Annotated in this window: 24 protein-coding genes; 21 read left to right on the forward strand and 3 right to left on the reverse strand. The window is 68.3% G+C overall.

From position 1 onward, the window contains the following. Positions 1–721 (reverse strand): hypothetical protein (locus ACRDPS_RS17860; RefSeq protein WP_431503009.1); only part of this gene is annotated, 721 nt, incomplete at its 3' end. A gap of 176 nt (positions 722–897) precedes the next feature. Here ACRDPS_RS17860 and prmC point away from each other — a divergent pair. The 15 genes from prmC to ACRDPS_RS17935 all read left to right on the forward strand — a co-directional run bounded on the left by prmC (position 898) and on the right by ACRDPS_RS17935 (position 13,689). Beyond that, positions 898–1,755 (forward strand): peptide chain release factor N(5)-glutamine methyltransferase, encoded by an 858-nt coding sequence (gene prmC / locus ACRDPS_RS17865; protein WP_431503010.1) that lies wholly within the window; start codon positions 898–900, stop codon positions 1,753–1,755. Next, entirely contained in the window at positions 1,752–2,495 is a 744-nt protein-coding gene (locus ACRDPS_RS17870; RefSeq protein WP_431503011.1) for an L-threonylcarbamoyladenylate synthase, read from the forward strand. The genes prmC and ACRDPS_RS17870 overlap by 4 nt, the downstream gene beginning before the upstream one ends. Beyond that, a complete protein-coding gene (locus tag ACRDPS_RS17875) occupies positions 2,495–3,667 on the forward strand; it encodes a glycosyltransferase family 4 protein (RefSeq protein ID WP_431503012.1) in 1,173 nt (390 codons plus the stop codon). Before ACRDPS_RS17870 ends, ACRDPS_RS17875 begins: the two co-directional genes overlap by 1 nt. Before the next feature lie 117 nt (positions 3,668–3,784). Then, positions 3,785–4,201, forward strand: coding sequence for a hypothetical protein (locus ACRDPS_RS17880; protein WP_431503013.1), 417 nt, complete (start codon positions 3,785–3,787; stop codon positions 4,199–4,201). A 112-nt stretch (positions 4,202–4,313) separates the two neighbouring features. After that, the gene (gene atpB / locus ACRDPS_RS17885) at positions 4,314–5,120 is read left to right on the forward strand and encodes a F0F1 ATP synthase subunit A (RefSeq protein ID WP_431503014.1); all 807 of its coding nucleotides are present in this window, start codon (positions 4,314–4,316) and stop codon (positions 5,118–5,120) included. 85 nt (positions 5,121–5,205) lie between these two features. Beyond that, the gene (locus ACRDPS_RS17890; protein WP_008362139.1) at positions 5,206–5,409 is read left to right on the forward strand and encodes an ATP synthase F0 subunit C; all 204 of its coding nucleotides are present in this window, start codon (positions 5,206–5,208) and stop codon (positions 5,407–5,409) included. Positions 5,410–5,435: 26 nt separating this feature from the next. Continuing rightward, positions 5,436–5,972 carry a F0F1 ATP synthase subunit B gene (locus ACRDPS_RS17895; RefSeq protein ID WP_431503015.1) on the forward strand — a complete coding sequence of 179 codons (537 nt, stop codon included), beginning with the start codon at positions 5,436–5,438 and terminating at the stop codon, positions 5,970–5,972. Next, positions 5,972–6,799, forward strand: a complete 828-nt coding sequence (locus ACRDPS_RS17900; RefSeq protein WP_431503016.1) for a F0F1 ATP synthase subunit delta — start codon at positions 5,972–5,974, stop codon at positions 6,797–6,799. The genes ACRDPS_RS17895 and ACRDPS_RS17900 overlap by 1 nt, the downstream gene beginning before the upstream one ends. An 85-nt stretch (positions 6,800–6,884) precedes the next feature. Continuing rightward, positions 6,885–8,528 carry a F0F1 ATP synthase subunit alpha gene (gene atpA / locus ACRDPS_RS17905; protein WP_431503017.1) on the forward strand — a complete coding sequence of 548 codons (1,644 nt, stop codon included), beginning with the start codon at positions 6,885–6,887 and terminating at the stop codon, positions 8,526–8,528. A 2-nt stretch (positions 8,529–8,530) separates the two neighbouring features. Beyond that, positions 8,531–9,454, forward strand: coding sequence for a F0F1 ATP synthase subunit gamma (locus ACRDPS_RS17910; RefSeq protein ID WP_431503018.1), 924 nt, complete (start codon positions 8,531–8,533; stop codon positions 9,452–9,454). Between the two features lie 27 nt (positions 9,455–9,481). Then, entirely contained in the window at positions 9,482–10,918 is a 1,437-nt protein-coding gene (gene atpD / locus ACRDPS_RS17915; protein WP_431503019.1) for a F0F1 ATP synthase subunit beta, read from the forward strand. Next, positions 10,918–11,310, forward strand: coding sequence for a F0F1 ATP synthase subunit epsilon (locus ACRDPS_RS17920; protein ID WP_431503020.1), 393 nt, complete (start codon positions 10,918–10,920; stop codon positions 11,308–11,310). Before atpD ends, ACRDPS_RS17920 begins: the two co-directional genes overlap by 1 nt. Positions 11,311–11,331: 21 nt before the next feature. Then, the gene (locus tag ACRDPS_RS17925) at positions 11,332–11,778 is read left to right on the forward strand and encodes a DUF2550 domain-containing protein (RefSeq protein WP_431503021.1); all 447 of its coding nucleotides are present in this window, start codon (positions 11,332–11,334) and stop codon (positions 11,776–11,778) included. 105 nt (positions 11,779–11,883) lie between these two features. Next, positions 11,884–12,483 (forward strand): DUF1707 and DUF4870 domain-containing protein, encoded by a 600-nt coding sequence (locus tag ACRDPS_RS17930; RefSeq protein WP_431503022.1) that lies wholly within the window; start codon positions 11,884–11,886, stop codon positions 12,481–12,483. Between the two features lie 42 nt (positions 12,484–12,525). After that, the gene (locus tag ACRDPS_RS17935; RefSeq protein ID WP_431503023.1) at positions 12,526–13,689 is read left to right on the forward strand and encodes an MFS transporter; all 1,164 of its coding nucleotides are present in this window, start codon (positions 12,526–12,528) and stop codon (positions 13,687–13,689) included. 227 nt (positions 13,690–13,916) lie between these two features. On the opposite strand, the gene ACRDPS_RS17940 is transcribed toward ACRDPS_RS17935, so the two are convergent. After that, on the reverse strand, positions 13,917–17,126 hold the full coding sequence (locus ACRDPS_RS17940; RefSeq protein ID WP_431503024.1) for an SNF2-related protein: 3,210 nt from the start codon (positions 17,124–17,126) through the stop codon (positions 13,917–13,919). Between the two features lie 450 nt (positions 17,127–17,576). On the opposite strand from ACRDPS_RS17940, the gene ACRDPS_RS17945 reads away from it, so the two are divergent. Then, positions 17,577–18,572 carry a helix-turn-helix domain-containing protein gene (locus tag ACRDPS_RS17945; protein WP_431503025.1) on the forward strand — a complete coding sequence of 332 codons (996 nt, stop codon included), beginning with the start codon at positions 17,577–17,579 and terminating at the stop codon, positions 18,570–18,572. A 34-nt stretch (positions 18,573–18,606) separates the two neighbouring features. Here ACRDPS_RS17945 and ACRDPS_RS17950 read toward each other — a convergent pair whose 3' ends face one another. Next, the gene (locus ACRDPS_RS17950) at positions 18,607–19,179 is read right to left on the reverse strand and encodes a cob(I)yrinic acid a,c-diamide adenosyltransferase (protein WP_431503026.1); all 573 of its coding nucleotides are present in this window, start codon (positions 19,177–19,179) and stop codon (positions 18,607–18,609) included. Between the two features lie 212 nt (positions 19,180–19,391). On the opposite strand from ACRDPS_RS17950, the gene ACRDPS_RS17955 reads away from it, so the two are divergent. The 5 genes from ACRDPS_RS17955 to ACRDPS_RS17975 all read left to right on the forward strand — a co-directional run bounded on the left by ACRDPS_RS17955 (position 19,392) and on the right by ACRDPS_RS17975 (position 24,541). Beyond that, entirely contained in the window at positions 19,392–19,700 is a 309-nt protein-coding gene (locus ACRDPS_RS17955; protein WP_431503027.1) for an STAS domain-containing protein, read from the forward strand. Between the two features lie 77 nt (positions 19,701–19,777). Continuing rightward, entirely contained in the window at positions 19,778–21,826 is a 2,049-nt protein-coding gene (locus ACRDPS_RS17960) for a protein meaA (RefSeq protein WP_431503028.1), read from the forward strand. A 143-nt stretch (positions 21,827–21,969) separates the two neighbouring features. Beyond that, on the forward strand, positions 21,970–22,398 hold the full coding sequence (locus ACRDPS_RS17965; RefSeq protein WP_431503029.1) for a DUF6069 family protein: 429 nt from the start codon (positions 21,970–21,972) through the stop codon (positions 22,396–22,398). Positions 22,399–22,441: 43 nt separating this feature from the next. Then, positions 22,442–22,618, forward strand: a complete 177-nt coding sequence (locus ACRDPS_RS17970) for a hypothetical protein (RefSeq protein WP_008362162.1) — start codon at positions 22,442–22,444, stop codon at positions 22,616–22,618. Positions 22,619–22,705: 87 nt separating this feature from the next. After that, positions 22,706–24,541 carry a bifunctional metallophosphatase/5'-nucleotidase gene (locus tag ACRDPS_RS17975; protein WP_431503030.1) on the forward strand — a complete coding sequence of 612 codons (1,836 nt, stop codon included), beginning with the start codon at positions 22,706–22,708 and terminating at the stop codon, positions 24,539–24,541. Positions 24,542–24,612 lie beyond the last annotated feature (71 nt).

The raw sequence follows: 24,612 nt of genomic DNA on the forward strand, positions 1-24,612 counted from the left end.
CGGCCTTCTCGGTTGCCGGCTCGGTCGAGGCGGACTCCGCCGCAGCGGATTGCGCTTCAGCAGCCGAGGGCACCGGGGTCTCAGCGTCCGCGTCCGCTACCGATTCGGTCTCCGTGTCCGCTGCGGCTTCTGCGGGAGCGTCGGAGGCTGCCGTCGTGGTGTTGTCGCTGGTTCCGGTGGCCTCGGTGGTTCCGGCCGCGGGCGCGATCTTGGCGTCGGCGTCGGCAGCGCTGGCGGAGTCGGTCGAGTCGGCGCCATCTGCGGCGGAGCTGTCCGGCTCGTCGGAGGAGTCGGACGTGACCTCGGCGTCGGCGGCCGACCCGGCGGCCTCCGAGGTGGCGGACGTGTCATCGGCGGCAGCGGCCGCGGTGACGCTCTCGGCCTCCGCGACGACGGCAGCGGAGTCCGGGTCGGAGTCCGTGTCGGCCTCGGCGTCGCGGTCAGCCGCGTCGCCGGCAGAGGCCGCGGCGTCGGTGTCGGTGTCCTCGGACCCGGCGGCCTCGTCAGCGGCGGTCTCGGCGACCGGCTCGGTGATCGATGCCTCGGCAGGGGTCTCGGCGACCGCAGCAGCGGCGACCGGCGCGGTCGCGGTACCGGAGGCCGGGTTGGCCTTGTCCGCGCGGTGAGCGGCCCTGGCGTCCTTGCGGATCGGCCGACCGAAGAAGAACCAGATCAAGATGGCAAGGATGAGGATGAGTACGAGCAGCAAAAGCCACTTCATGGGGTGATGTTTCCTTCCGGGGAGAACGAGGGTGTGATGGTGGGGCAGCACAGCGCCCGGCCAGGGTGTGCGGCCAATTCCCGCGTCCCCCGATATGACCGGAAGAACCGTTGAGGCGCCCGAACGTTACCCTCAGCCGGGTAAAGCATGACTAACACATTCAGGAGTAGTTGCCCATGACCGCCCCGCGCACACTTCTGACGAGTGCCCGAAAGCTTCTCGCGGAGGCTGGGATCGAGAGTTCAGAGACCGATTCGGCCATCTTGCTGGCCCATGTCCTCGACACCGACCGCAACCGTCTCTTCCTCGTCGATGACGTCGCGCAGGACCAGGAGAAGGCGTACGCGGACCTGCTCGCCCGCCGCGCGGAACGTGAGCCGCTGCAGCACCTGACCGGGGTGGCGTACTTCCGCCACGTCGAGCTCGCCGTCGGACCCGGTGTCTTCGTGCCGAGGCCCGAGACCGAGCTCCTCGCGGGGTGGGCGATCGACCGCGCCGCCGCGCTCGACCACCCGATCGTCGTCGACCTCTGCACGGGCTCTGGAGTGATCGCCAAGAGCATCGCCGACGAGGTCCCGGGCGCTCAGATCCACGCGGTCGAGCTCTCCGAGGACGCCTACCCCTGGGCCGTACGCAACCTGGCCGGCACCGGCGTGGACCTGCGGCAGGGCGACATGGCCGAGGAGTTCGCCGACCTGGACGGCAGCGTCGACGTGATCGTCTGCAACCCTCCGTACATTCCGCTCGAGGCCTGGGAGTCCGTCGCTGCGGAGGCACGCGACCACGACCCCGACCTCGCCCTCTTCTCCGGGCAGGACGGCCTTGACGCGATCCGCATCCTGGAGCGACGGGCCGCAGAGCTGCTCAGACCCGGGGGAGTGGTGGGGTTCGAGCACGCCGACGAGCAGGGACCGGACGGTGCCGCCGGCGGCGCCCCGGCGGTCTTCAGCGGCACCGGAAGGTGGACCGACGTGCGCGATCATCTCGATCTGGCAGGCCGTCCGCGCTTCACGACCGCACAACTGGCAACATGAGCACTGTGACTGAGCGCTACCCGATCGCGACCGAGGACGAGCAGACCGAGGCGATCGACGCTGCCGTCGCCGCCCTTCAGGCCGGCGAGCTCGTGGTCGTGCCGACCGACACGGTCTACGGCGTAGCCGCCGACGCGTTCGACAAGGGCGCGGTGGCCGGTCTGCTCGCCGCCAAGGGGCGGGGCCGCTCGATGCCGCCGCCCGTGCTGATCTCCAACGTCGCCACCCTCGACGCGCTCGCGACGAGGATCCCCGACTGGGCGCGCGCCCTCGTCGAGGAGCTGTGGCCCGGCGCGCTGACGGTCGTCTTCCACCAGCAGCCGTCGCTGCAGTGGGATCTGGGTGAGGCCCGCCAGACCGTGGCCGTACGCATCCCCGACTCCGAGATCCTGCGCAAGATCATCGACCGGGTCGGTCCGCTCGCGACCAGCTCGGCCAACCGCACCACGAAGCCCGCCGCCACCAACGCCGACCAGGCCGACGAGATGCTCGGCCGGATGGTCAAGGCCATCATCGACGGGGGAGAGTCGCCCGGCGGCGAGGCGTCCACGATCATCGCCGCCACCGGCGATGACCCGGAGGTCCTTCGGGAGGGCGCGATCAGTGTCGAGCGGATCGACGAGATCCTCGCCGAGCACGACGTAGCCATCCGCCGGCCGGGGGAGCCGGAAGCGGTCGAGACCAGCCAGCCGCCGGTCGAGCCTACTGAGACCACCCCCGACGCCGACGCCGAAGCCTGATGCGCGCCTACCTCCTCCTCTTCCTGGTCGCCGCCGTGGTGACCTACCTGCTCACCGTGGTCGCTCGGGAGTTCGCGATGCGTACGGGGGCCGTCGCGAAGGTCCGCGACCGTGACGTACACGCCGTCCCGGTTCCCTATATGGGTGGCGTCGCGATGCTGGGCGGTCTGGTCGCGGCGTATCTGGTCGCTCGCGAGCTGCCGTTCCTGGCAGATGCGCCGGACTTCGTGCTGCAGGACACCGGCGTGGTGATCCTGGCCGGGGCGCTGATCTGCGTCGTCGGGGTCGTCGATGACATCTTCGAGCTGGACGCGCTCACCAAGCTGGGCGGGCAGGTGCTGGCGACGGCGATCCTGGTGGGCTTCAACCTGCAGTACACGTTCATCACGTTCCCCGACGGCACCCAGTTCGCCGTCGACCCGGCCCAGGGCGCGTTGCTCACCGGACTGGTGGTGATCACCGTGGTCAACGCGGTCAACTTCATCGATGGCCTGGATGGTCTGGCCGCGGGTGTCGTCGGCATCGGCGCGCTCGCTTTCTTCCTGTTCTGCTACCAGTTCACCCGGATCAACGACATCGGCCGCGCGTCCACCGCGGCTCTGCTGAGCGTCGCGCTCGCGGGTGCCTGCGTCGGCTTCCTGATCCACAACTGGCATCCCGCCCGGCTCTTCATGGGGGACAGCGGGTCGATGCTGATCGGCCTGATCCTCGCGGCCAGCGCGGTGACGCTCTCGGGCTCCTACAACGCCGGCGGCCTGAACGTGAACGCGTTCGACGCCTCCACCGCGCTTCTGGTGACCTTCCTGCCGCTGCTCCTACCGCTGACGATCCTGGTGGTCCCACTCGTGGATCTGGTGCTAGCGGTCGTACGCCGCACCCGCGCCGGCCGCTCCCCGTTCGCCGCGGACAAGAAGCACCTGCACCACCGCCTCCTGGAGATCGGCCACTCCCAGCGTCGTGCCGTGCTGATCATGTGGCTGTGGGCCGGTCTGGTGTCCTTCGGGTCCGTCTTCGTGACCCTCTACCGCGGCCCGATCGTCATCACCGGCCTCGCCGTCGCCACCGCCCTCATCGTGCTGCTCACCTTCGTCCTCCCCAAGATCCGCGGCGAGCGCACCGACAGGCTCCTCGAGGTCCCCGAGGACGTCACTCCGCTGGAGCACCAGCCCTGATCAGGTTGTCTTGATCGATCAATTAGGGCACCCAAACGCGCTTGTGATAGTTTTCACGAGCGTTCGGGATACGCTCCTGAACACCTGAAATGCCCCCAGAGAGAACGGCCGCCGACGATGACGACCGCAACCAGCAAGACCAAGGTGCTGCGAGGTTCTGCCGCAGTGTCCGCCGTTGCTGTGCTCGCTGCCGTCGTGGTGGCCTTTCTCCTCGCTGGGGCCGACGGCCTGACTGGTGCCGCGATCGGTTCGGTCGCCACCGTCGTGGTGCTGTCGCTCGGTTCTTGGGCGATGCTCGTGATCGCGGCCAGGTCGCCGGCTATGTCGTTGCCTGCCGCGGCTGTCGTTTTCACCACGTCAGGCCTGATTCTCTTCATCGTCCTGCTGATTGTGTCGCAGACCGGGGGAGACGCTGTCGTACGTCCGGCAGCCTTCTCGGTCATCGCGCTCACCGTCGCATGGACGACCACGTTTGCGTTGCTTGCGCGACGCGAGCGGATCCCGCTCTTTGAGCTGCCAGGGGCGGACGGATGACCACGGTCAACGCCTGATATCGTCCGGGCCGTCGGGGGCGGCCGCCGGGATGATGCCCGAGCCTTTGAAGCTCGCCACCCAGAATCGTACGTTCGAACAAACAGGAGACAGCGTGAAGTCGCTTGCCGCCACCGTTATGGCGTCGGAGTCGGGGCCTCATATCCCGGGGCCCGCGGACTTCTTCCTTCCGCCGATCGTCGGGTCCGGCGACTGGGCTCTGACCAAGGTCAGCCTACTGGTCCTGCTGTCCGTCGTGATCGCTTTCGGCTTCTTCTACGCCGCTTCGCGCAAGTCCGCCGTGGTCCCGAGCCGCCTGCAGTTCGCCGGTGAGTACGTCTACGGGATGGTCCGCAACTCCATCGCCCGCGACATCATCGGGTCGAAGGACTACATGAGGTTCGTGCCGTACCTCTTCACGGTCTTCGTCTTCATCATCATCAACAACTTCTACGGGGTCATCCCGTTCGTCCAGTTCCCCACGATGTCGCACATCGGCTACACGGCGGCCCTGGCGGCCATCACCTGGCTGATCTACAACATCGTCGGCATCGCGAAGCACGGTTTCGTCGGCTACCTCAAGCTCCAGACTGTGCCCGGCGGCGTGAGCGGTCCGATCCTGCTCATGATGGTCCCGTTGGAGTTCCTCTCCAACATCGTGGTCCGGCCGTTCACGCTGGCGATCCGTCTCTTCGCGACCATGTTCGCCGGTCACCTGCTGGTCGCGCTCTTCTCCATCGGCGGCGCCTGGCTGATGCTGCACTACGCTCCGGCGTGGCAGGGCGTCTCGGCCGGTCTCTTCTCCTTCCTGCTCGGCATCCTGGTGTCCTTCCTGGACATGCTGATCATGTTCCTGCAGGCCTATGTCTTCACGCTGCTCTCGGCGATGTACATCGCCGGTGCAGTCGCGGACGAGCACTGATCCCTTCAGGCTCGGACCAACAGCTAAACCAACTCGACGCATAACAACTGACGCACAGCGCGTCACAACCGAAAGGAAGTCCACCATGGACGGCAGCGCAGACATGATCGGCCTCGGCCTCTCCGCGATCGGCCCGGGTGTCGGTGTCGGTCTGATCTTCGCCGCGTACGTTGCCGGCGTCGCTCGTCAGCCGGAGGCTCAGAGCCGCCTGCAGGCGATCGCGATTCTCGGCTTCGCACTGTGTGAGCAGTTCTTCATCATCTCCCTCGCCCTCGCCTTCGTGCTCTGACGTAGGGAACTACTGAAGGTTCCGACATGATCCTTACCCAGGTAACCGCTGCGGAGACCGAGATCAACCCGTTGGTCCCGCACGTCCCGGAGATCATCCTCGGTGTCATCGTCATCGCCATCCTCTTCGTAGGAGTCGCGAAGTTCATCGTTCCGAACTTCGAGAAGGCGTACGCCGATCGAACCGCGGCGATCGAAGGCGGCATCGAGAATGCCAATGCCAAGCAGGCCGAGGCTGACGCCAAGCTCGCCGAGCTGGAGGCCCAGCTGGCCGACGCCCGTCACGAGGCGGCCCGCATCCGCGAGCAGGCTCGCGAAGAGGGCGCTGCGATCAAGGCAGAGATGCGCACCGAGGCTCAGGCCGAGGCAGAGCGCATCGTGACCGCCGGCAAGGCACAGATCGACGCCGAGCGTCAGCAGGCTTCGGCCTCGCTGCAGTCCGAGGTCGGTTCGCTGGCCACCGGTCTCGCCGGTCGGATCGTCGGGGAGTCCCTCGACGACGACGCGCGCTCCGGTCGAGTGGTCGAGCGGTTCCTCGCTGACCTCGAGGCAGGGGTTCACTGATGGACTTCCGTGGAGCGTCGGCCGACGCCGTTGCCGTCCTGACCGAGGAGCTGCTGTCTTTGGTTTCCGGGCCAGCGGCCTCCGCCTCTCCTGAGGCGGCTGCGAAGGCGGCTGACACCCTCTTCGAGGTCTCCCAGACCCTCCGTGCCGAGCCGTCCCTGCGCCGGTTCCTCACCGATGTCTCGGTGCCGCAGGAGGCCAAGACCGGCCTCGTCGGCGAGGTCTTCGGCGGGAAGGTCGACGCGACGGGCCTCGGCGTCGTCGAGTTGGCGGTCAAGCGCCGCTGGACGCGCGCCGGAGACCTGAGCGACGCCGTTGAGCGACTCAGCGAGATCGCCGCGGTTCGCGGCGCCGGCGACGAGGCCCCGCGCCTCGCCGACGAGCTCTTCGCGGTCCAGCGGGCCGTGCAGGAGACGCCGGAGCTGCGCGACGCGCTCTCCGACCCGGCCCGTACGAACGCTGACAAGGTCGCGCTGGTCGACGACCTTCTCGGTGGCAGGGCGCTGCCGGCGACGGTCGCCCTGACCAAGCAGGCGCTGGCGGGCACCTACCGCACCGCCTCGTCCGCTCTGGATGAGTACCAGAAGGTCGCGGCCTCGGTCGCGGGCGAAAGCACCGCGGTCGTCCGCGTGGCCGCCCCGCTCTCGGAGGCGGACACCACCCGCCTTTCCGCAGCCCTCGCGAAGAAGTACGGCCGCCAGGTCCACCTGAACGTAGTGGTCGATCCGGCCGTCGTCGGTGGCATCAAGGTCTCGATCGGTGACGACGTCATCGACGGCACCGTCTCCAGTCGCCTCGAAGGGGCGCAGCGAGCACTCGCCGGCTGATCCGGCACCGCGGCCACCGAACGAATTGGCCGCACACCCCTGCGTGACACAGACTGACTTGTAAGTACTGAGAGAGAAGGCACAGATGACGGAGCTCTCCATCCGTCCCGATGAGATTCGGGACGCACTGGCAAAGTACGTCGCGGACTACAAGCCGGAGGCCGCGAAGACCGAAGAGGTCGGCACGGTCGCTTCGACCGCTGACGGTATCGCCCGCGTCTCGGGTCTGCCCTCGGCGATGACCAACGAGCTCCTCGAGTTCGAGGACGGCACCCTTGGTCTCGCCCTGAACCTGGACACCCGAGAGATCGGCGTCGTCGTCCTGGGCGACTTCGACAAGATCGAGGAGGGCCAGCCGGTCCGACGTACGGGCGAGGTTCTCTCGGTCCCGGTCGGCGACGGCTACCTCGGCCGCGTCGTGGACCCGCTCGGCACCCCGATCGACGGTCTCGGCGAGGTCACCCCGCTCGACGGTCGCCGCGCGCTGGAGCTCCAGGCTCCCGGCGTGATGGACCGCAAGTCGGTCCACGAGCCGCTCGCCACCGGCATCAAGGCGATCGACGCGATGACCCCGATCGGTCGTGGCCAGCGTCAGCTGATCATCGGTGACCGCGCGACCGGTAAGACCACGGTCGCCATCGACACGATCATCAACCAGAAGCAGAACTGGGACTCCGGTGACCCGGACAAGCAGGTCCGCTGCATCTACGTCGGCATCGGCCAGAAGGGTTCGACCATCGCCTCCGTGCGTGGCGCCCTCGAGGAGTCCGGCGCGCTGGAGTACACCACGATCGTGGCCGCTCCCGCCTCCGACTCGGCCGGTTTCAAGTACCTCGCCCCCTACACCGGCTCGGCCATCGGCCAGCACTGGATGTACGAGGGCAAGCACGTCCTGATCGTCTTCGACGACCTGACCAAGCAGGCCGAGGCCTACCGCGCCGTGTCGCTGCTGCTGCGCCGCCCGCCGGGCCGTGAGGCCTACCCGGGTGACGTCTTCTACCTGCACTCCCGGCTGCTGGAGCGCTGCGCGAAGCTCTCCGACGAGATGGGCAAGGGCTCGATGACCGGCCTGCCGATCATCGAGACCAAGGCCAACGACGTCTCGGCGTTCATCCCGACCAACGTCATCTCCATCACCGACGGTCAGATCTTCCTGCAGTCCGACCTGTTCGCGGCCAACCAGCGCCCGGCGATCGACGTCGGCGTCTCGGTCTCCCGCGTCGGTAGCGCCGCGATGACCAAGGCGCTCAAGGGCGTCACCGGTTCGCTCAAGGTCGACCTCGCGCAGTACCGCGCGATGGAGGCCTTCGCGATGTTCGCCTCCGACCTGGACGCGGCCTCGAAGCAGCAGCTGGCCCGCGGTCAGCGCCTGATGGCGCTGCTCAAGCAGCCGGCCTACTCGCCCTACCCGATCGACCGGATGACCGTGTCGCTCTGGCTCGGCACCACCGGCCGCCTGGACATCGTCCCGGTCGAGGACGTGCTCAAGTTCGAGCAGGAGTTCCTCGACTACCTGAGCCGCTCGCACGAGGGCGTCCTGGCCGGCATCCGTGAGTCGCTGAAGTTCGACGACGCCACGGAGTCCGGGGTCATCAAGGCGTACGAGGCCTTCCTCGACCAGTTCGAGACCTCCGAGGGCAAGTCGATCAAGCCGGGTTCGGCCAAGGTTGACGCTCTCGAGGACGAGGACGTCGAGCAGGAGCAGATCGTCAAGCAGAAGCGGGGCTGATCATGGCCGTGTCAGTGCGTGAACTCCGCGCGCGGATCAAGTCGACGCAGTCGATGAAGAAGATCACGCGTGCCATGGAGCTCATCGCTGCGTCCCGGATCATCAAGGCGCAGCAGCGGGCGAATGCGGCCGCGCCGTACGCCCGTGAGCTCACCCGCGCGGTCTCGGCCGTGGCGACGTACTCCAACGTCGACCACGCCCTGACCACCGAGCCGGAGAACCCCAACCGCGCCGCGGTGCTGGTGCTCGCCAGCGACCGCGGTCTGGCCGGCGGCTATGTCTCCAACGCCATGCGCGAGGCGGAAGGCCTCATCGCGAAGCTGACCGACGAGGGCAAGGAGGTCGACCTCTACCTGGTCGGCCGCCGCTCCGAGGGCTTCTTCAAGTTCCGTGGCCGCCCGATCGCGCAGTCCTGGACGGGCTTCACCGACCAGCCGACGTACGAGGCGGCCAAGGAGATCGGCGAGAAGCTGATCGAGGTCTTCCTAGAAGGCGCCGACGGCGAGGCCAAGGCTCCCGGCGTCGACGAGGTCCATGTCGTCTACACGAGATTCGTGACGATGATGACGCAGAAGCCGACGGCCATCCGCCTGCTTCCGCTGGAGGTCGTCGAAGGTGAGGAAGCGCCCGGCGAGGGCGAGGCCCTGCCGCTGTACGAGTTCGAGCCCTCTGCGGAGGCCGTGCTCGACAGCCTGCTCCCGCAGTACGTCAACAGCCGGATCTGGTTCGCGCTGCTGCAGGCCGCTGCCTCCGAGCTCGCTCAGCGTCAGAAGGCGATGAAGGCAGCGACCGACAACGCCGACGAGCTCATCAACAAGTTCACGCGGATCGCCAACCAGGCCCGACAGGCCGGCATCACCCAGGAGATCAGCGAGATCGTCGGTGGCGTGAACGCGCTCGCCGATGCCCAGGCTGCGAACGACTGAGAACCCACAGAAAGACTGACTTAAACAATGACTGCAACGGTTGACGAGAAGACCACGACGGGCCGCATCGCCCGCGTGATCGGCCCGGTCGTCGACGTGGAGTTCCCCGTCGACGCCATGCCGGACATCTACAACAAGCTCGAGGTCGACGTCACGCTCAACGACGAGACCACGACCCTCCCGCTGGAGGTCGCTCAGCACATCGGTGACGGCATGGTCCGCGCGATCTCGCTGAAGCCGACCGACGGCGTCGTGCGCGGCTCCGCGGTGCGCGACACCGGTGGCCCGATCACGGTTCCGGTCGGCGACGCGACGCTCGGTCACGTGTTCAACACGACCGGCGACATCCTCGACACCGACCCGAAGAACGTCGACGTCAAGGAGCGCTGGGGCATCCACCGCAAGGCTCCGGCCTTCGACCAGCTCGAGTCCAAGACCCAGATGTTCGAGACGGGCATCAAGGTCATCGACCTGCTCACCCCGTACGTCCAGGGTGGGAAGATCGGCCTCTTCGGTGGTGCGGGGGTCGGCAAGACCGTCCTCATCCAGGAGATGATCGCCCGTGTGGCGAAGAACCACGACGGTGTGTCGGTGTTCGCCGGTGTCGGCGAGCGCACCCGTGAGGGCAACGACCTGATCGAGGAGATGGGGGAGGCCGGCGTTCTCGACAAGGTCGCCCTGGTCTTCGGCCAGATGGACGAGCCGCCGGGCACGCGTCTGCGCGTGGCCCTCTCGGCGCTGACGATGGCGGAGTACTTCCGCGACGTTCAGAACCAGGACGTGCTGCTCTTCATCGACAACATCTTCCGGTTCACCCAGGCCGGGTCCGAGGTTTCGACCCTGCTCGGCCGGATGCCGTCCGCGGTGGGCTACCAGCCCAACCTCGCCGACGAGATGGGTGTGCTCCAGGAGCGCATCACCTCGACGCGTGGTCACTCGATCACCTCGCTGCAGGCGATCTACGTGCCGGCTGACGACTACACCGACCCGGCGCCGGCGACCACGTTCGCCCACCTGGACGCGACCACCGAGCTCTCCCGTGAGATCGCCTCGGTGGGTATCTACCCGGCCGTGGACCCGCTCACCTCGACGTCGCGAATCCTGGACCCGCAGTACATCGGCCAGGACCACTACGACTGCGCGGTGCGCGTCAAGCAGATCCTGCAGCGAAACAAGGAGCTGCAGGACATGATCGCGATCCTCGGTGTCGACGAGCTCTCCGAGGAAGACAAGATCATCGTCTCCCGCGCTCGTCGTATCCAGCGTTTCCTTTCGCAGAACACCTACGTTGCCAAGCAGTTCACCGGCATCGAGGGCTCGACGGTCCCGGTCAAGGACACCATCGAGGCGTTCAACAAGATCGCCAACGGTGAATACGACCACGTCGCCGAGCAGGCGTTCTTCATGTGCGGTGGCCTCGACGACGTCGAGGCGAAGTGGGCCGAGATCCAGAAGGGTCTCTGATGACGGACGCCCTGCAGGTGGAGCTCGTCGCTGCGGACCGGGTGGTCTGGAGCGGCGGGGCCACCATGGTCATCGCACGAACGGTCGACGGTGATGTCGGCGTCCTGCGCGGTCACGCGCCGGTGCTGTCGGCGCTCACCGAGGCGGTCGTCGAGATCACCCCCGAGGAGGGCACCGAGGTCATCGCGACCGTCGACGGTGGCTTCCTCTCGGTGGCCAACGACCGCGTCTCGATCCTGTCCGAGCACATCCTGCTGGCACACGAGATCGACCTCGACGCAGCACAGGTCGAGCTCGAGGAAGCCCGTAGGCTGCTAGGCACCAACAACGACGCCGAGAAGCGCATCCGTCGTGCCGAGGCACGCATCCGCGCTGTCGAGAAGGCCGCTTAGGCGGAGAGGGGCGATACCCGGATGGCATGGTGGGAGCTGCTCTTGGTCGTTGTGGCCTGTCTGCTCCTGCTTGTCCTCGCCTATGGCATCGGGATCGCCGTACGTCGCCGTCTGCTCGCCCGCAACGGCGGAGTCTTCGAATTGAGCCACCGCGTCCGGGACACCAGTCCCGGGCGCGGTTGGGTCATCGGTATCGGCCGCTACTCCGGTGAGGCACAGCTGGAGTGGTTCCGCATCTTCTCCCTCTCGCCCAAGCCCAAACGGGTCTGGCGCCGGGTCGAGCTCTCCTACATCTCCAGCCGCTCACCTGAGGGGATCGAGGAGCTCGTCCTCTACCCCGAGAGCCTGATCGTCACGTGCGAGGTCAACGGCGAGCACATCGACCTCTCCATGGACCAGCAGACGCTCATCGGCTTCCAGGCGTGGCTCGAGTCCCGCCCGATCAGGTCCAACTGGACCGTCTTCTGACGGTCCCTCCAGTCGGCTGTCCCCGGCACAACACCGGGGTCGACCGGTTTGCTTTCGGGGGCTTCCCTGATTGTCCGGAGCCCGTCGAGAGCGGATCGTTGAGGTATGTCCTCAACCGCTCCCATTCCCACCTCGCCCACCCCGCCGGCCTCGCCCGAGGGAGATGAGCTCCGCTGCACCGATGCCGATCGCGACCGTGTGATCGACGTGCTCAAGTCCGCCTACGCCGATGGCCGGCTCGACCAGGCCGAGTTCGACGTCCGGTTCGACCTGACCATGAGGTCGAAGACGTACGCCGCCCTCGAGCCGATCACCCGCGATCTGGTCGCACAGCCCGCGCCGGCGCCCTCGCCCGCGAAGCCGGCCCGTGATCTCCTGCCTCCGCCGACCACCGAGGAGCGGCTGCTGGCCGCCCTCGCTCAGGCGACGACCTGGGTGCCGATCGCCGTCGGCCCCGCGATCCTCTACTACACCGTCGGCAAGCGCTCGGAGTTCGTGAAGCACCACGCCGCCGGTGCCCTCAACCTGCAGCTCACCCTGCTCGCGGTCACGATCGTGACCTTCGGGCTCGGGGGAGCGCTCTACGGGATCGCGTGGATCCTGGCGACCGCCTTCGCCGTCGTCGCGCTCGCCGGCGCGCCGCTGCGCCAGCCCTGGGTGCTGCCGATCTTCGGACGCGGCGGCCCGTACGAGAAGCGCGACTGATCCCACTGTGAGCGCGGCCAGGGTCGCCACTAGCCTTTACTTGTGACGCCACTTGCCCGTGCCCAGGCCGGATCGGTGGTGGCGTTCGCCACCAACGGTCTGCTGGCCGCGACCTTCATCTCCCGGATCCCCGCGCTGCGTGAGGGCCTAGGGCTCAGCAACTCGGCCGTGGGCCTGATGTTGCTGGCGATGGGCATCGGGTCGGTCTCGGCGCTGCCGCTCGCCGGGGGACTGGTGATGCGCTGGGGCGCTGCCCAGGTCGTACGCCGCTGCGCGGTCCTCTGCGCCGTCGCGCTGTGCCTGGTAGCCGTCTCCGGCACCTGGCTCGGACAGGTCTGGTTGGTGGCGCTGTTCCTCGTGGCGTACGGCGTCGGATACGGGGTCTGGGACGTCGCCATGAACGTCGAGGGCGCGGCGGTCGAGCGGCGTGGTGGCAAGACGCTGATGCCGCAGCTGCACGCGATGTGGAGCGTGGGGACCGTACTCGGTGGTCTGCTTGGCATCGCCCTGGTGGGGACGGTGTCGACGGTGTGGCACATCGCCGGCGTCGCGGCCGTCGCGCTGGCCGTCTGCTGGTGGGGCACTGCCGGGTTCCTCCCGGCCGAGGTGCCTCCGGACGGGCATTCGCCGCGGCGCGAGCTGATCGCGGCCTGGCGCTCGCCGCACACGCTCCTGCTGGGGCTGATGGTGCTCGCTTTCGCCGCGGCCGAGGGGAGCGCCAACGACTGGGTGTCCCTGGCGATGATCGACGGCTACGACGTGAGCCACCGGGTCGGGGTGGCCTGCTATGCGGCGTTCGTCCTCTGCATGAGCATCGCCCGCTTCGCGGGCGCGAAGGTGATCGACCGCGTCGGACGGCAGCCGGTCCTGGTCACCTCTGCGGGGCTGGCCGGCGCGGGGATCATCCTGGCCGTGCTCGCGGGCTCCTTCGAGCTCGCGCTCGTCGGCATCGCCCTGTGGGGTTTCGGCGCTGCTCTCGGGTTCCCGCTGGGGATCAGCATCGCCGCCGACGACGAATCCCGGGCCGCTGCTCGGGTCTCGGTCGTCTCCACCCTCGCCTACGGCGCCTTCCTGGGCTTCCCACCCATCCTGGGCGCCGTAGGAGACCAGGTCGGCACCCTCCGCGCCCTCCTGGTCGTCGCCGTCCTCATGCTCCCCGCGGCCGCTCTGGCCGTCACAGTCGCCCGGCGTCGTACGCCTCCCTAACCATGCCGAGTCGGCGCGTCTGTCTCACAACCAGCTGTCGAGTCGGCGCGTCTGTCCCAGATCTGCACAGCGCCGGCACAGGGCTTGGGGCAGACGCGCCGACTCGGGCTGTACTTGTGAGACAGACGCGCCGGCTCGAGCTGTATTTGTGGGGCAGACGCGCCGACTCGGCGGGATTCGCGGTCACGATGAGCCGACTCGGCTACACCAGACGGGCTGCGCCCGTTTCAGTCGAAGAGGGCGCGGATGTCGTCGGCGCCGATCGACGTAGCCATCGCGCCTTCGCCGTCGACTACCTTGGCGAAGAGCTCGGCCTTGCGCTCCTTGAGCTCCATGACCTTCTCCTCGATGGTGTCGGTGGAGACGAGGCGGTAGACCATCACGTGCTGGGTCTGGCCGATGCGGTGGGCGCGGTCGACGGCCTGGGCCTCGGCTGCGGGGTTCCACCAGGGGTCGAGGACGAAGACGTAGTCGGCCTCGGTCAGGGTCAGGCCGACGCCGCCGGCCTTGAGCGAGATCAGGAAGACCGGGGCGTCGCCGTCGCGGAAACTCTCGATGACCGCGCCACGATCGCGGGTGGCGCCGTCGAGATAGGCGAAGTCGATGCCGGCGTCGTCGAGGCGGGTGCGGGCTCGGCTCAGGAACGAGGTGAACTGGCTGAAGACCAGTGCCTTGTGGCCCTCCGCGGCAAGCTCCTCGATGTGCTCGACGAGGGTGTCGAGCTTGGCGGAGCCGACCTCGTCGTCCTCGGGGTCGACCAGGCCGGGGTCGAGGGAGAGCTGGCGCAGGCGGGTGAGCGCGCTGAGGATCGCGACCCGGTTGTCGTTGAAGTCGTCGAGGAGGTGCAGGATCCGCTGCCGCTCCTTGGCAAGGTGGGCGTCGTAGATCCTGCGGTGCTCCGGACCGAGGTCGACGCCGAGCACCTGCTCCTGCTTCGGGGGCAGATCGTCGGCGACGAGCTCCTTCGTACGGCGCAGCAGGAACGGGCGCAGCCTGGTCCGGAACCGGTGCAGCGCCCTGTCGTCGCCCGACTTCTCCACGGGAGACACCACCGCGTCGCGGAACATCCGTGGGCTCGGGTAGAGGCCCGGCGCCGTGATCGAGAGCAGCGCCCACAGCTCCATCAGCCGGTTCTCGAACGGTGTGCCCGTCACCGCCAGGCGCCAGCGGGCATCGATGCGGCGGGCCGCTGCGTACGTCTTGCTCTGGTGGTTCTTGACCTGCTGAGCCTCGTCGAGGACGAGACCGGCCCAGGGGCGGCCGGCGAAGGAGTCCTGCTCGAGCCGGAGGATCGCGTACGTCGTGATCACGATGTCGGCGCCCTCCCGAGCCGCCGCGACGTGGTCGCTGCGCTTGCTCACCGTCGCGACGCGAAGACCGGGGGTGTGGCGGGTGGCTTCCTGGACCCAGGCGGGTACGACGCTGGTGGGCGCGACCACGAGGAACGGGTTGCCCAGCTTCGAAGGGGAGCCCGGAGCGGTCGAGGTGGTGCCGGCGGCCACCGCGTGCGAGATCGTGGCCAGGACCTGGAGCGTCTTGCCGAGTCCCATGTCGTCGGCGAGGATCCCGCCGAGGCCTTGGTCGTGCAGGAAGGCCAGCCAGTGGAAGCCGTCGAGCTGGTAGTGCCGCAGCTCGGTCGCCACCCCGGTGGGCTCGGGCCGGGGGATCTCGCGCAGGTCGCGCAGCGCCTGGGCGCGCTGGACCCACTCGGCGGCCTGCTGGTCGACCACGCCCAGCTCGGCGAGCTCGGCCCAGACGCCGAGGTCGTGCTTGCCCACCGAGATGCCGTCGCCGGTGCGCTCATGGAGCTGCCCGGCGGCTTCGACGACGTTGCGCAGCCGGTCGAGCTCGGGTCGGTCGGTGCTGATGTAGGTGCCGCTGGGGAGGATCAGGAAGTCGTCGCCGCGGGTCAGCGCCGAGAGCACGTCGGGCAGCGGCACCGGCTCGCCGCCGATGGTGACCACGACCTGGAGGTCGAGCCAGTCCTGGCCGATCCCTCCGTCGGAGCCCTGCTCGGCGATCTCGAAGGAGATCTCGGGATCCTCCTCGGTCTCGCGGAAGTCGGGGCGCTCCACCTCGGTGACGTCGACACCGTCGATCTCGCGCAGCGCGGGGAGATCGTGGATGGCGAGCGCGAGCGCGTCGCCGTCGCGCACCTCCTGCTTGCGGAGGAGCTCGGACGAGACCAGGCCACGCAGGTCGGCCTCCGCGGCGCGGTCGCGGACGAGGCCGAGATCCTCGCGGGAGTCGACCGGGTAATGACGTACGCCGTAGGCCCACGTCCAGCCGAGCGTGGCGTGGGTGGAGCTGCGCCAGGTCACCGTCAGGCTCAGCCGGGGCGCCGGCGGCTCCGGGATGTCGAGAGCGTCGTCGGCGGATCGCAGCGGTACCAGGCGCGCCAGCGGCCCCAGCAGAGCGCTCAGCGTGCCGATCTCGGCCTCGGGGACGGTCAGCGGCTCCTTGGCCGTCACCAGTCGCTGTGCGTGCGTCGACAGCGGCCCGGAGAGGTCGCCGAGATGAAGCACGCCGGCATCGAGCACGCCCACCGAACGGGTCGGGCGTCCGATCGGGAGCACCGTCGGGCCGGCGTAGACCCGGTCGCCGTGGGCGAGGCCGAAGCGGAGGACGGCGTCCCCGTCCTCGCGGCGCAGGTCGCCGGCGAGCGAGAGCGGCTCGTCGAAGATCACCACGCCGCGTATGTTCTCGCCGGGCAGCACGGTCACGCCGCCACGGACGGCGTCGCGGAGCAGATTGACGGCCGAGTCGCCGAAGTCGGCGAGCGTGAGCGAGGAGCCCCGGGCATAGAGCAGCCGGTCGGACCGCAGCTGCCGGGCGAGCTCCTGGAGAGGGAGCAGCTGGCCGCGCGGGAAGTCCTTGCCTGGCAGAGCGCTGGGGATGTTGGACCAGTCGGCGCCGGTCTTCGCCCAGCGGCCGCGGTTGCCCATACGCATCGGCCGGAGCTCGACAGTGGGGGAGCCCGCAGTGGCCGAGCGCGGGCTGGGCCGCTTGACCTGCACGTCGATCTCGAGTGCCAGCGCGGGCAGGTCGTCCTCGGGCTTGCTGTCCTCGGCGAGCTGGCCCAGCAGCGTACGCAGCTCGGTCTCCCACGACGAGCCCTGGTCCGGGGCGCTCGGCTGGGGGCTGATCAGCGTCAAGCCGAGGGCGACGCCGTGCTTGCAGTTGAGACGAACAGGACAGGTGCAGGTGTTCATCACCCGAGGCGCCTCGTCCTTGGTCTCCAGGATGAGGACCACGCGATACGGGACCGACCGGGTGCCGCTGACATCGGCCGCCGCTCGCAGCGTGGTGTCGCCGACCGCCCGGACCTCCGGGTCACCGACTCGACCCTCTGCCGCGTACGCCTCGCCGCGCTCCATCGTCTGCGGGTCGAAGGTCTCCCGGAGTAGGTCGTTCGTGAGAGCTTCGAGCAAGGACACCCGCACTAGTCTTCCAGCATGAGGCCGGTTCTGCGACTTCGTGGACGTTGGGGGCGCGTCCTGGAAGTTCCTCGACGCTTGACGTCAGCAGGCTCGGGGCGCCGCGAGACGGCGCCGCGCCGCGGTCGTGCGGCCCTGGGACACCGGCGAGGCCGGGCACTGGTCTAGACCGGTGGCGCCCAGCAAAGCGGTTTCCTTGCATTCACCAGCCTGCATAGACCGCGTACGCCCTTGCGTGCCGCGCAACCGAATCCGAATCAGTCCGCACAACATTGTCGCGCAAAATGAAAGCCACCTCGATCCGAGCGGGGGGATCCGGACCGAGGTGGCGATGAATACTTTCGGCCAGATTGCTCGCGAATGCAAGTCGAACCGCCCTGGCGGGATTACGACGTGTCATATATCTGCCATGATGACCGTCGTTCATCCACAGTCATGAAAGGCCCCCGGATGCTTGATGCGCTCGGCCTCGACACCCTCGAGGAGACGGTCTACCGCCAGCTGGTCGGTGCGCCGTCGGCGAACCTCGACGAGCTCGCCGAGGCGGCCGATCTGGACACCTACGCGGCCACCGCGATCCTCTCGGCGCTCGAGGGGAAGGGTCTCGTGGCGCGCGCCTCGGCAGGCCAGGACCGCTACGTCGCCTCGCCGCCGGCCGTGGCTCTGGGGGCGCTGCTCGTCCAGCGTCAGGACGAGCTGCGGCGCGCGCAGGTCGAGATGACCGAGCTCTCCGGGCTCTACCGCGGCTCCGTCGCCCGCCGGGACGTGGCCGATGTCGTCGATGTCGTGCACGGAACCGAGGCCATCGCGCAGCGGTTCGCCCAGCTGCAGTACTCGGCGAAGAAGACCATCCAGGCGCTGCAGAAGCCGCAGGCAGCGGTCGTCACCCGCGAGGACGCCGACGAAGCCGAGCGTGCCGCCATCGAGCGCGGCGTCAGGCACGACATCGTCCTGGAGCGCTCCGTCTTCGACACTCCCGGCATCTACGAAACCATCGACTCCGGCCTCCAGATCGGGATCGAGCTGCGGGTCGTGCCGACCGTGCCGCTGCGGGCCTTCATCGTCGACCGCGAGATCGCGCTGATCCCGTTGATGCAGGGTTTGTCCCCATCGGGCGAGCACAACACCGTCACGGACGCGCTCCTGCTCCACCCCAGCGGTCTGCTCGACGCGATCAACGCGCTCTTCGACCTGATCTGGACCTCGGCGCCGAAGCTGGTGGCTACGCCCGACGGCACTGTCGAGACGGCCGCCGATCGTCTCGAGCCGCTCGATACAAAGGTGCTCTCGCTGCTGCTCGCGGGCCTGACCGACGCGTCCATCGGCGCGCAGCTCGGGCTCTCGCTGCGTACGGTCCAGCGCCGCGTACGCCAGATGATGGACCGCGCGCAGGTCGACACCCGCCTCCAGCTCGGCTACGAGGCCGGGCGCCGCGGCTGGCTGTGACAGTGACATCCGCGCCCTTCGGGCGCGCTTCGCGCTAGCGCTCGCCGCCGGGCACCCACAGGACGTCGCCCTGCTCGCGGTTGGCGTGCCGGGCCAGGATGAAGAGCAGGTCGCTGAGGCGGTTGAGGTAGGTGAGCGCGAGCTTGTTCATGGACTCGCCATGGACCTCGTACGCAGCCCAGGCCGCCCGCTCGGCACGGCGCACGACCGTCCGCGCGACGTGCAGGTGCGCTGCGGCCACCGTGCCGCCCGAGAGGATGAACGAGCGGAGCTTCTCCAGCGACTCGTTGTAGTCGTCGCACCAGGACTCCAGCCGGTCGACATAGGCCTGCTCGACGCGGAGCGGCGGATACTCGGGGTCGGCCACGACCGGCGTCGAGAGGTCGGCGCCGACGTCGAAGAGGTCGTTCTGGATGGTCGTCAGCACCTTCACGACGTCCTCGTCGATGCCGCCGTGGGCCAGTGCGACACCGATCGCGGCCCCGGCCTCGTCGGTGGTCGCGTACGCCTCCAGCCGCAGGTCGGTCTTGGCAGTCAGGCTCATGTCGCCGAGCCGGGTCTCACCGGCGTCGCCGGTGCGGGTGTAGATGCGCGTCAGGTTGACCATGTGCTGAGCCTATTCGGCCGTCCTGGGGTGGGTTGCGTCGCGGCATCGACGCGATGTGGGTCGATTGACAGAAAATCGTGACGCAAGTGACGAATGAGGCTGGTGTGGTGCAACCAATCGCCACCACGGCGCGTCATAGTGGGCGAGAGGCAACGTCTCTCACGTGTAGGCAGAACCAGGGCAACCCACTTCCAAGGCGACGGAGGCAGGGCATGGAGATCGTGATCGACGGACCGACGCTTGTACTGAGCGGTGACTTCGACGTACGCAGCACCTGGATGGTGCGCAGCGTCATCTATGACCATCTCGACGCGGTCGAGGGCGACGTGGTGCTCGATGTCTCCGGCGTGACCTGTGCCGATGTGACGGCGCTGAAGCTGCTCGCCGTCGCGACCAGGCAGGCCCACGCCGAGGGGCGCCGCCTCATCATGCACGGGTGCACCCCGGCCGTACGCCGGATGCTCCACCTCTCCAGGCTGTATCGTGTGCTCGAGGTCGAGAACTCGCCGTTGATCGCCTGATCGAGACGGCGACAGAGTGGGATTTTCCACACCGGACGCGGTTACTGATCGGTAACCGAGGGACTAACATTCGTCCTATGACGGACACCACGCCTTCCGAGCATGGCCGCAGCGGCGATCAGAGCAGCCGCCCGGTGAAGGACCGCCCCTGGGTCATGCGGACGTACGCCGGCCACTCGACCGCCGAGGCGTCCAACCAGCTCTATCGCAACAACCTCGCCAAGGGGCAGACCGGTCTCTCGGTCGCCTTCGACCTGCCGACTCAGACCGGCTACGACCCCGACAGCACGCTCGCGCGTGGCGAGGTCGGCAAGGTCGGCGTGCCGATCATGCACATGGGCGAGATGCGCAAGCTCTTCGACCAGATCCCGCTCACCGAGATGAACACCTCGATGACGATCAACGCGACCGCGATGTGGCTGCTCGCGATGTATCAGGTCGCCGCCGAGGAGCAGAACCCCGGGATGGATCCGACCGAGGTGGCTGCCAAGCTGGCCGGCACCACGCAGAACGACATCATCAAGGAGTACCTCTCCCGGGGGACGTACGTCTTCCCGCCCGAGCACTCCCTGCGGCTGATCTCGGACATGATCGCCTACACGGTCCACCAGATCCCGAAGTGGAACCCGATCAACATCTGCAGCTATCACCTGCAGGAGGCCGGGGCGACGCCGGTGCAGGAGATCGCCTACGCGATGTGCACCGCGATCTCGGTCCTCGACCAGGTCAAGGCCTCCGGCCAGGTCTCCGAGGAGGACTTCGGCAAGGTCGTCGGCCGGATCTCGTTCTTCGTCAACGCGGGCGTTCGCTTCGTCGAGGAGATGTGCAAGATGCGCGCCTTCGTCGAGCTGTGGGACGAGATCACCCGCGAGCGCTACGGCGTCGAGGACCCGAAGATGCGCCGGTTCCGCTACGGCGTACAGGTCAACTCCCTCGGCCTGACCGAGGCACAACCGGAGAACAACGTCCAGCGCATCGTGCTCGAGATGCTCGCCGTGACGCTCTCCAAGAGCGCGCGGGCCCGCGCCGTGCAGCTGCCGGCCTGGAACGAGGCGCTCGGCCTGCCGCGCCCGTGGGACCAGCAGTGGTCGCTGCGGCTGCAGCAGGTGCTGGCCTTCGAGTCCGACCTGCTGGAGTACGGCGACATCTTCGACGGCTCCCCGGTCATCGAGGCCAAGGTCGCCGAGCTCGTCGCGGGCGCGAAGGACGAGATCGACCGGGTCCAGGCGATGGGGGGCGCGATCGCCGCCGTCGACACGGGCTACATGAAGTCGGAGCTGGTCTCCTCGCACGCACGTCGCCGTGGTGCGATCGAGGCCGGCGACGAGGTCATCGTCGGTGTCAACAAGTTCACCACCACCGAGCCGTCGCCGCTGACCGCCGACCTGGACGGCGCGATCATGGTCGCCGACCCGCGCGCCGAGGAAGCGGCCAAGGGGTCGCTCGAGGCGTGGAAGTCGGAGCGTGACGAGACGGCCGTCTCCGAGGCCCTGGCCGGTCTGGCCGCCGCCGCGAAGACCGACGCCAACCTGATGGAGGCCACCCTGGCCGCAGCCCGAGCCGGCGCGACCACGGGGGAGTGGGCCGGCACCCTGCGCGAGGTCTTCGGCGAGTTCCGGGCACCCACGGGCGTCTCCGGGGCCGTCGGTGCCGCCGAGGCCGGCGCCGAGCTGGCCGCCGTACGCGACCGGGTCAAGGCCACCGGCGACGAGCTCGGCGTCAAGCTGCGCATGCTCGTCGGCAAGCCGGGCCTGGACGGACACTCAAACGGCGCCGAGCAGGTCGCGGTCCGGGCACGTGATGCCGGGTTCGAGGTCATCTACCAGGGCATCCGGCTCACCCCGGAGCAGATCGTCGCCGCGGCGGTCGCCGAGGACGTACACGTGGTCGGCCTCTCGATCCTCTCCGGCTCCCACATGTCCCTGGTGCCGTCCGTGGTCGCGGGCCTGCGCGAGGCCGGTCTCGGTGACATCCCCGTCATCGTCGGCGGCATCGTGCCCGAGTCCGACGCCAAGACCCTGCTCGAGTCGGGCGTCGCGGCGGTCTACACGCCCAAGGACTTCAGCCTCACCGAGATCATGGCCGACATCGTCGAGGTCGTCCGCAAGGCCAACAGCCTTTCCTGACCGGCCTCTCCTGAGCCAAGGATCGACAGGGTCCCCGAAACTTCACGAAAGTTTCGGGGACCCTGTCGATCCGGCTCGGCGCCGTTCGTGGAGTAGGCAGAGGGAGGCGAGCAGCGCCTCCCGCCACTTCACGGGAGACCGAGATGTCCACGATCACCACCACCCAGCAGTACGCCACCGCTCGCCCCACCGCTCGCAAGGCGGTCTGGCTCCATGGTGTCGCCGCCACCGTTGCCGCCTCAGCCGTCGTCACCGGCCTGGCGGTCGCCGCCTCGGCGGCCGGTGTGAACTTCGAGACCGCGGACGGGCCGATCCCGGTCCTCGGCTTCGCCCAGCTGACCGCGTTCTTCTCGCTCATCGGGGTCGCGATGGCCGCGGTGATGGCCCGCGTCGCCCGCCGCCCGCGACGTACCTTCGTCGTCACCACCGTCGTGCTGACCGTCGCCTCGCTGGTTCCCGACGCCACCTTCGGCTTCGACGTCCCCAGCGCCGTCACGCTGATGGTCCTGCATGTCGTCGCCGCCGCCATCGTCGTCCCGGTCCTGGCCCGGCGTATGGCCGAGGAGCGGTGACGACGAAGTAAGGCTCGCCTAACCTCGCTGTTACGCTCTGCGTGTGGGCAAGAAGAGGAAGCCTCCCAAGACGGAGTGCTGCGTATCGAAGTCGCGCTGCAAGCGCTGCCCGATCCGCATGCTCAAGGAAGGCACCCTGCCCGAGGGGATGACGGTCAAGAAGCGCCGCCTGGTGACGCTCGACGGCAAGCCGGTCAAGAAGAAGCACCTCGCTGCCTGAAGCCTTCTCAAAGGCACCGCCAAGTGGCGTACGAAGTGGTAGGAATTGCTTTGCAGGCGATTACCTACTCGTGCAAGGACGTTACCGATGCCACACGCCACCCGCCGATCCGTCCTTTCCGGCGCCGTCACGGGCGCTGCCGGGCTGGCCGCGGCCGGCTACACCGCAACCCCTGCCCATGGTGTGAACAGCGCCGGCAAGCCCGACACGTTCCGGCTGACCGTTCTCGGCACGACCGACCTGCACGGCAACGTCTTCAGCTGGGACTACTACAAGAACGCCGAGTTCTCGAACACCGCCGGCGACGAGGTCGGCGTCGCGAAGGTCAAGACGCTGATCGACGCAGTCCGCGAGGAGCGGCACGGCGAGCCCATCCTCACCATCGACGCCGGTGACACGATCCAGGGCACCCCGCTGGCCTACTACTACGCCCGGATCGACCCGATCACCGAGGGCGCGGTCCACCCGATGGCGCGGGCGATGAACCTGGTCGGCTACGACGCGGTGGCGCTCGGCAACCACGAGTTCAACTACGGCATCGACACGCTCCGGAAGTTCGAGGAGCAGGTCGACTTCCCGATGCTCGGCGCCAACGCGGTCGACCCCTCGACCAAGCTGCCCGTCTTCGCGCCCTACATCATCAAGGAGTACGAGCTCGGCCATGGCCGCCGCCTCAAGGTCGGTGTGCTCGGCCTGACCAACCCCGGGATCGCGATCTGGGACAAGGCCAACGTCGAGGGGAAGATGGAGTTCCCCGGGCTGGTCGAACAGGCCTCGATCTATGTGCCCGAGCTCAAGAAGGCCGGCTGCGACCTGGTCATCATCAGCGCCCACTCCGGTGCCGACACCTCCAGCTCCTACGGTGACGAGCTGCCCCCGGAGAACGCCGCCACCCTGGTCGCCGAGCAGGTGCCTGACGTCGACGCCATCCTGGTCGGCCACGCCCACCGCGAGATCACCGAGCGCTTCGTCACCAACACCGAGACCGGCAAGCAGGTGCTGCTGACCGAGCCGCTCTACTGGGGCATGCGCGTCTCGGTGATGGACCTGGTCGTACGCCGCGAGAAGGGTCACGGCCGGCCGCGCTGGGTCCTGGAGTCGGCGACCTCGCAGACCCTCAACTCCAACACCGTCGACCCCGACCCGCAGGTGACGGCCGCCGTGCAGCAGCAGCACGACGCGGTGATCTCCTACGTCAACTCGGTCGTCGGCACCTCGGCCGTCGAGATGCTGGCCGCGCGGGCGGTCGTCGAGGACGTACCCATCATCGACTTCGTCAACTATGTCCAGGCCGACGCGGTCAAGGCGGCGCTCACCGGCTCCGACGCGGAGCTGCCGGTCATCTCGATCGCGGCCCCGTTCAGCCGTGCGGCGGCCTTCCCCGCGGGCGAGGTGACCGTACGTGACGTGGCCGGTCTCTACATCTACGACAACACCCTGATGGCGGTGCGGGTGACCGGCGCCCAGCTCAAGGACTACCTGGAGTTCACGGCGCGCTACTTCAAGCAGATCAGCGGCACCGGACCGTTCCCGATCGACGATGTGACCAACGCGCCCACCGACACCGCGCCCAACGGCACCCCCGACTACAACTTCGACACGATCGCCGCCCTGGACGCGCCGCTGACCTACGACATCGACATCTCGGTCCCGGTCGGGTCGCGGATCATCGGCCTCGCCTACGACGGGGTCGCGGTCACCGACGCGCAGGAGTTCGTGCTCGCGGTCAACAACTACCGACAGTCCGGCGGCGGGGGATTCCCGCACGTCACCGACGCCCCGGTGGTCTACAACCAGCAGGTGGAGATCCGGCAGCTGCTCATCGACTGGGTCACCGCCAACCAGGTCATCGACCCGGCGGCCTTCGCCTCGGTCGACTGGCGCCTGGTCTCCGGCGGCGAACCGATCACCGTCGACTCCTGAGTCCCGAGTCGGCTCGTTGTGACCGAGTCCTCTGCCGAGTCGGCTCGTTGTGACCGAGTCCTCTGCCGAGT

This window comes from Nocardioides sp. (genome assembly GCF_050699375.1).
Classification (GTDB): Bacteria; Actinomycetota; Actinomycetes; order Propionibacteriales; family Nocardioidaceae; genus Nocardioides.

Excerpts from the sequence above, each read along its gene's own strand:
- ACRDPS_RS17925 (WP_431503021.1), top strand. The coding sequence starts at position 11,332 with ATGGCATGGTGGGAGCTGCTCTTGGTCGTTGTGGCCTGTCTGCTCCTG.
- ACRDPS_RS17930 (WP_431503022.1), top strand. The coding sequence starts at position 11,884 with ATGTCCTCAACCGCTCCCATTCCCACCTCGCCCACCCCGCCGGCCTCG.
- ACRDPS_RS17950 (WP_431503026.1), bottom strand. The coding sequence starts at position 19,179 with ATGGTCAACCTGACGCGCATCTACACCCGCACCGGCGACGCCGGTGAG.
- ACRDPS_RS17920 (WP_431503020.1), top strand. The coding sequence starts at position 10,918 with ATGACGGACGCCCTGCAGGTGGAGCTCGTCGCTGCGGACCGGGTGGTC.
- ACRDPS_RS17945 (WP_431503025.1), top strand. The coding sequence starts at position 17,577 with ATGCTTGATGCGCTCGGCCTCGACACCCTCGAGGAGACGGTCTACCGC.
- ACRDPS_RS17965 (WP_431503029.1), top strand. The coding sequence starts at position 21,970 with ATGTCCACGATCACCACCACCCAGCAGTACGCCACCGCTCGCCCCACC.
- ACRDPS_RS17955 (WP_431503027.1), top strand. The coding sequence starts at position 19,392 with ATGGAGATCGTGATCGACGGACCGACGCTTGTACTGAGCGGTGACTTC.
- ACRDPS_RS17875 (WP_431503012.1), top strand. The coding sequence starts at position 2,495 with ATGCGCGCCTACCTCCTCCTCTTCCTGGTCGCCGCCGTGGTGACCTAC.
- atpD (WP_431503019.1), top strand. The coding sequence starts at position 9,482 with ATGACTGCAACGGTTGACGAGAAGACCACGACGGGCCGCATCGCCCGC.
- prmC (WP_431503010.1), top strand. The coding sequence starts at position 898 with ATGACCGCCCCGCGCACACTTCTGACGAGTGCCCGAAAGCTTCTCGCG.
- ACRDPS_RS17910 (WP_431503018.1), top strand. The coding sequence starts at position 8,531 with ATGGCCGTGTCAGTGCGTGAACTCCGCGCGCGGATCAAGTCGACGCAG.
- ACRDPS_RS17895 (WP_431503015.1), top strand. The coding sequence starts at position 5,436 with ATGATCCTTACCCAGGTAACCGCTGCGGAGACCGAGATCAACCCGTTG.
- ACRDPS_RS17880 (WP_431503013.1), top strand. The coding sequence starts at position 3,785 with ATGACGACCGCAACCAGCAAGACCAAGGTGCTGCGAGGTTCTGCCGCA.
- ACRDPS_RS17975 (WP_431503030.1), top strand. The coding sequence starts at position 22,706 with ATGCCACACGCCACCCGCCGATCCGTCCTTTCCGGCGCCGTCACGGGC.
- ACRDPS_RS17890 (WP_008362139.1), top strand. The coding sequence starts at position 5,206 with ATGGACGGCAGCGCAGACATGATCGGCCTCGGCCTCTCCGCGATCGGC.
- ACRDPS_RS17870 (WP_431503011.1), top strand. The coding sequence starts at position 1,752 with ATGAGCACTGTGACTGAGCGCTACCCGATCGCGACCGAGGACGAGCAG.
- atpA (WP_431503017.1), top strand. The coding sequence starts at position 6,885 with ATGACGGAGCTCTCCATCCGTCCCGATGAGATTCGGGACGCACTGGCA.
- ACRDPS_RS17900 (WP_431503016.1), top strand. The coding sequence starts at position 5,972 with ATGGACTTCCGTGGAGCGTCGGCCGACGCCGTTGCCGTCCTGACCGAG.
- ACRDPS_RS17960 (WP_431503028.1), top strand. The coding sequence starts at position 19,778 with ATGACGGACACCACGCCTTCCGAGCATGGCCGCAGCGGCGATCAGAGC.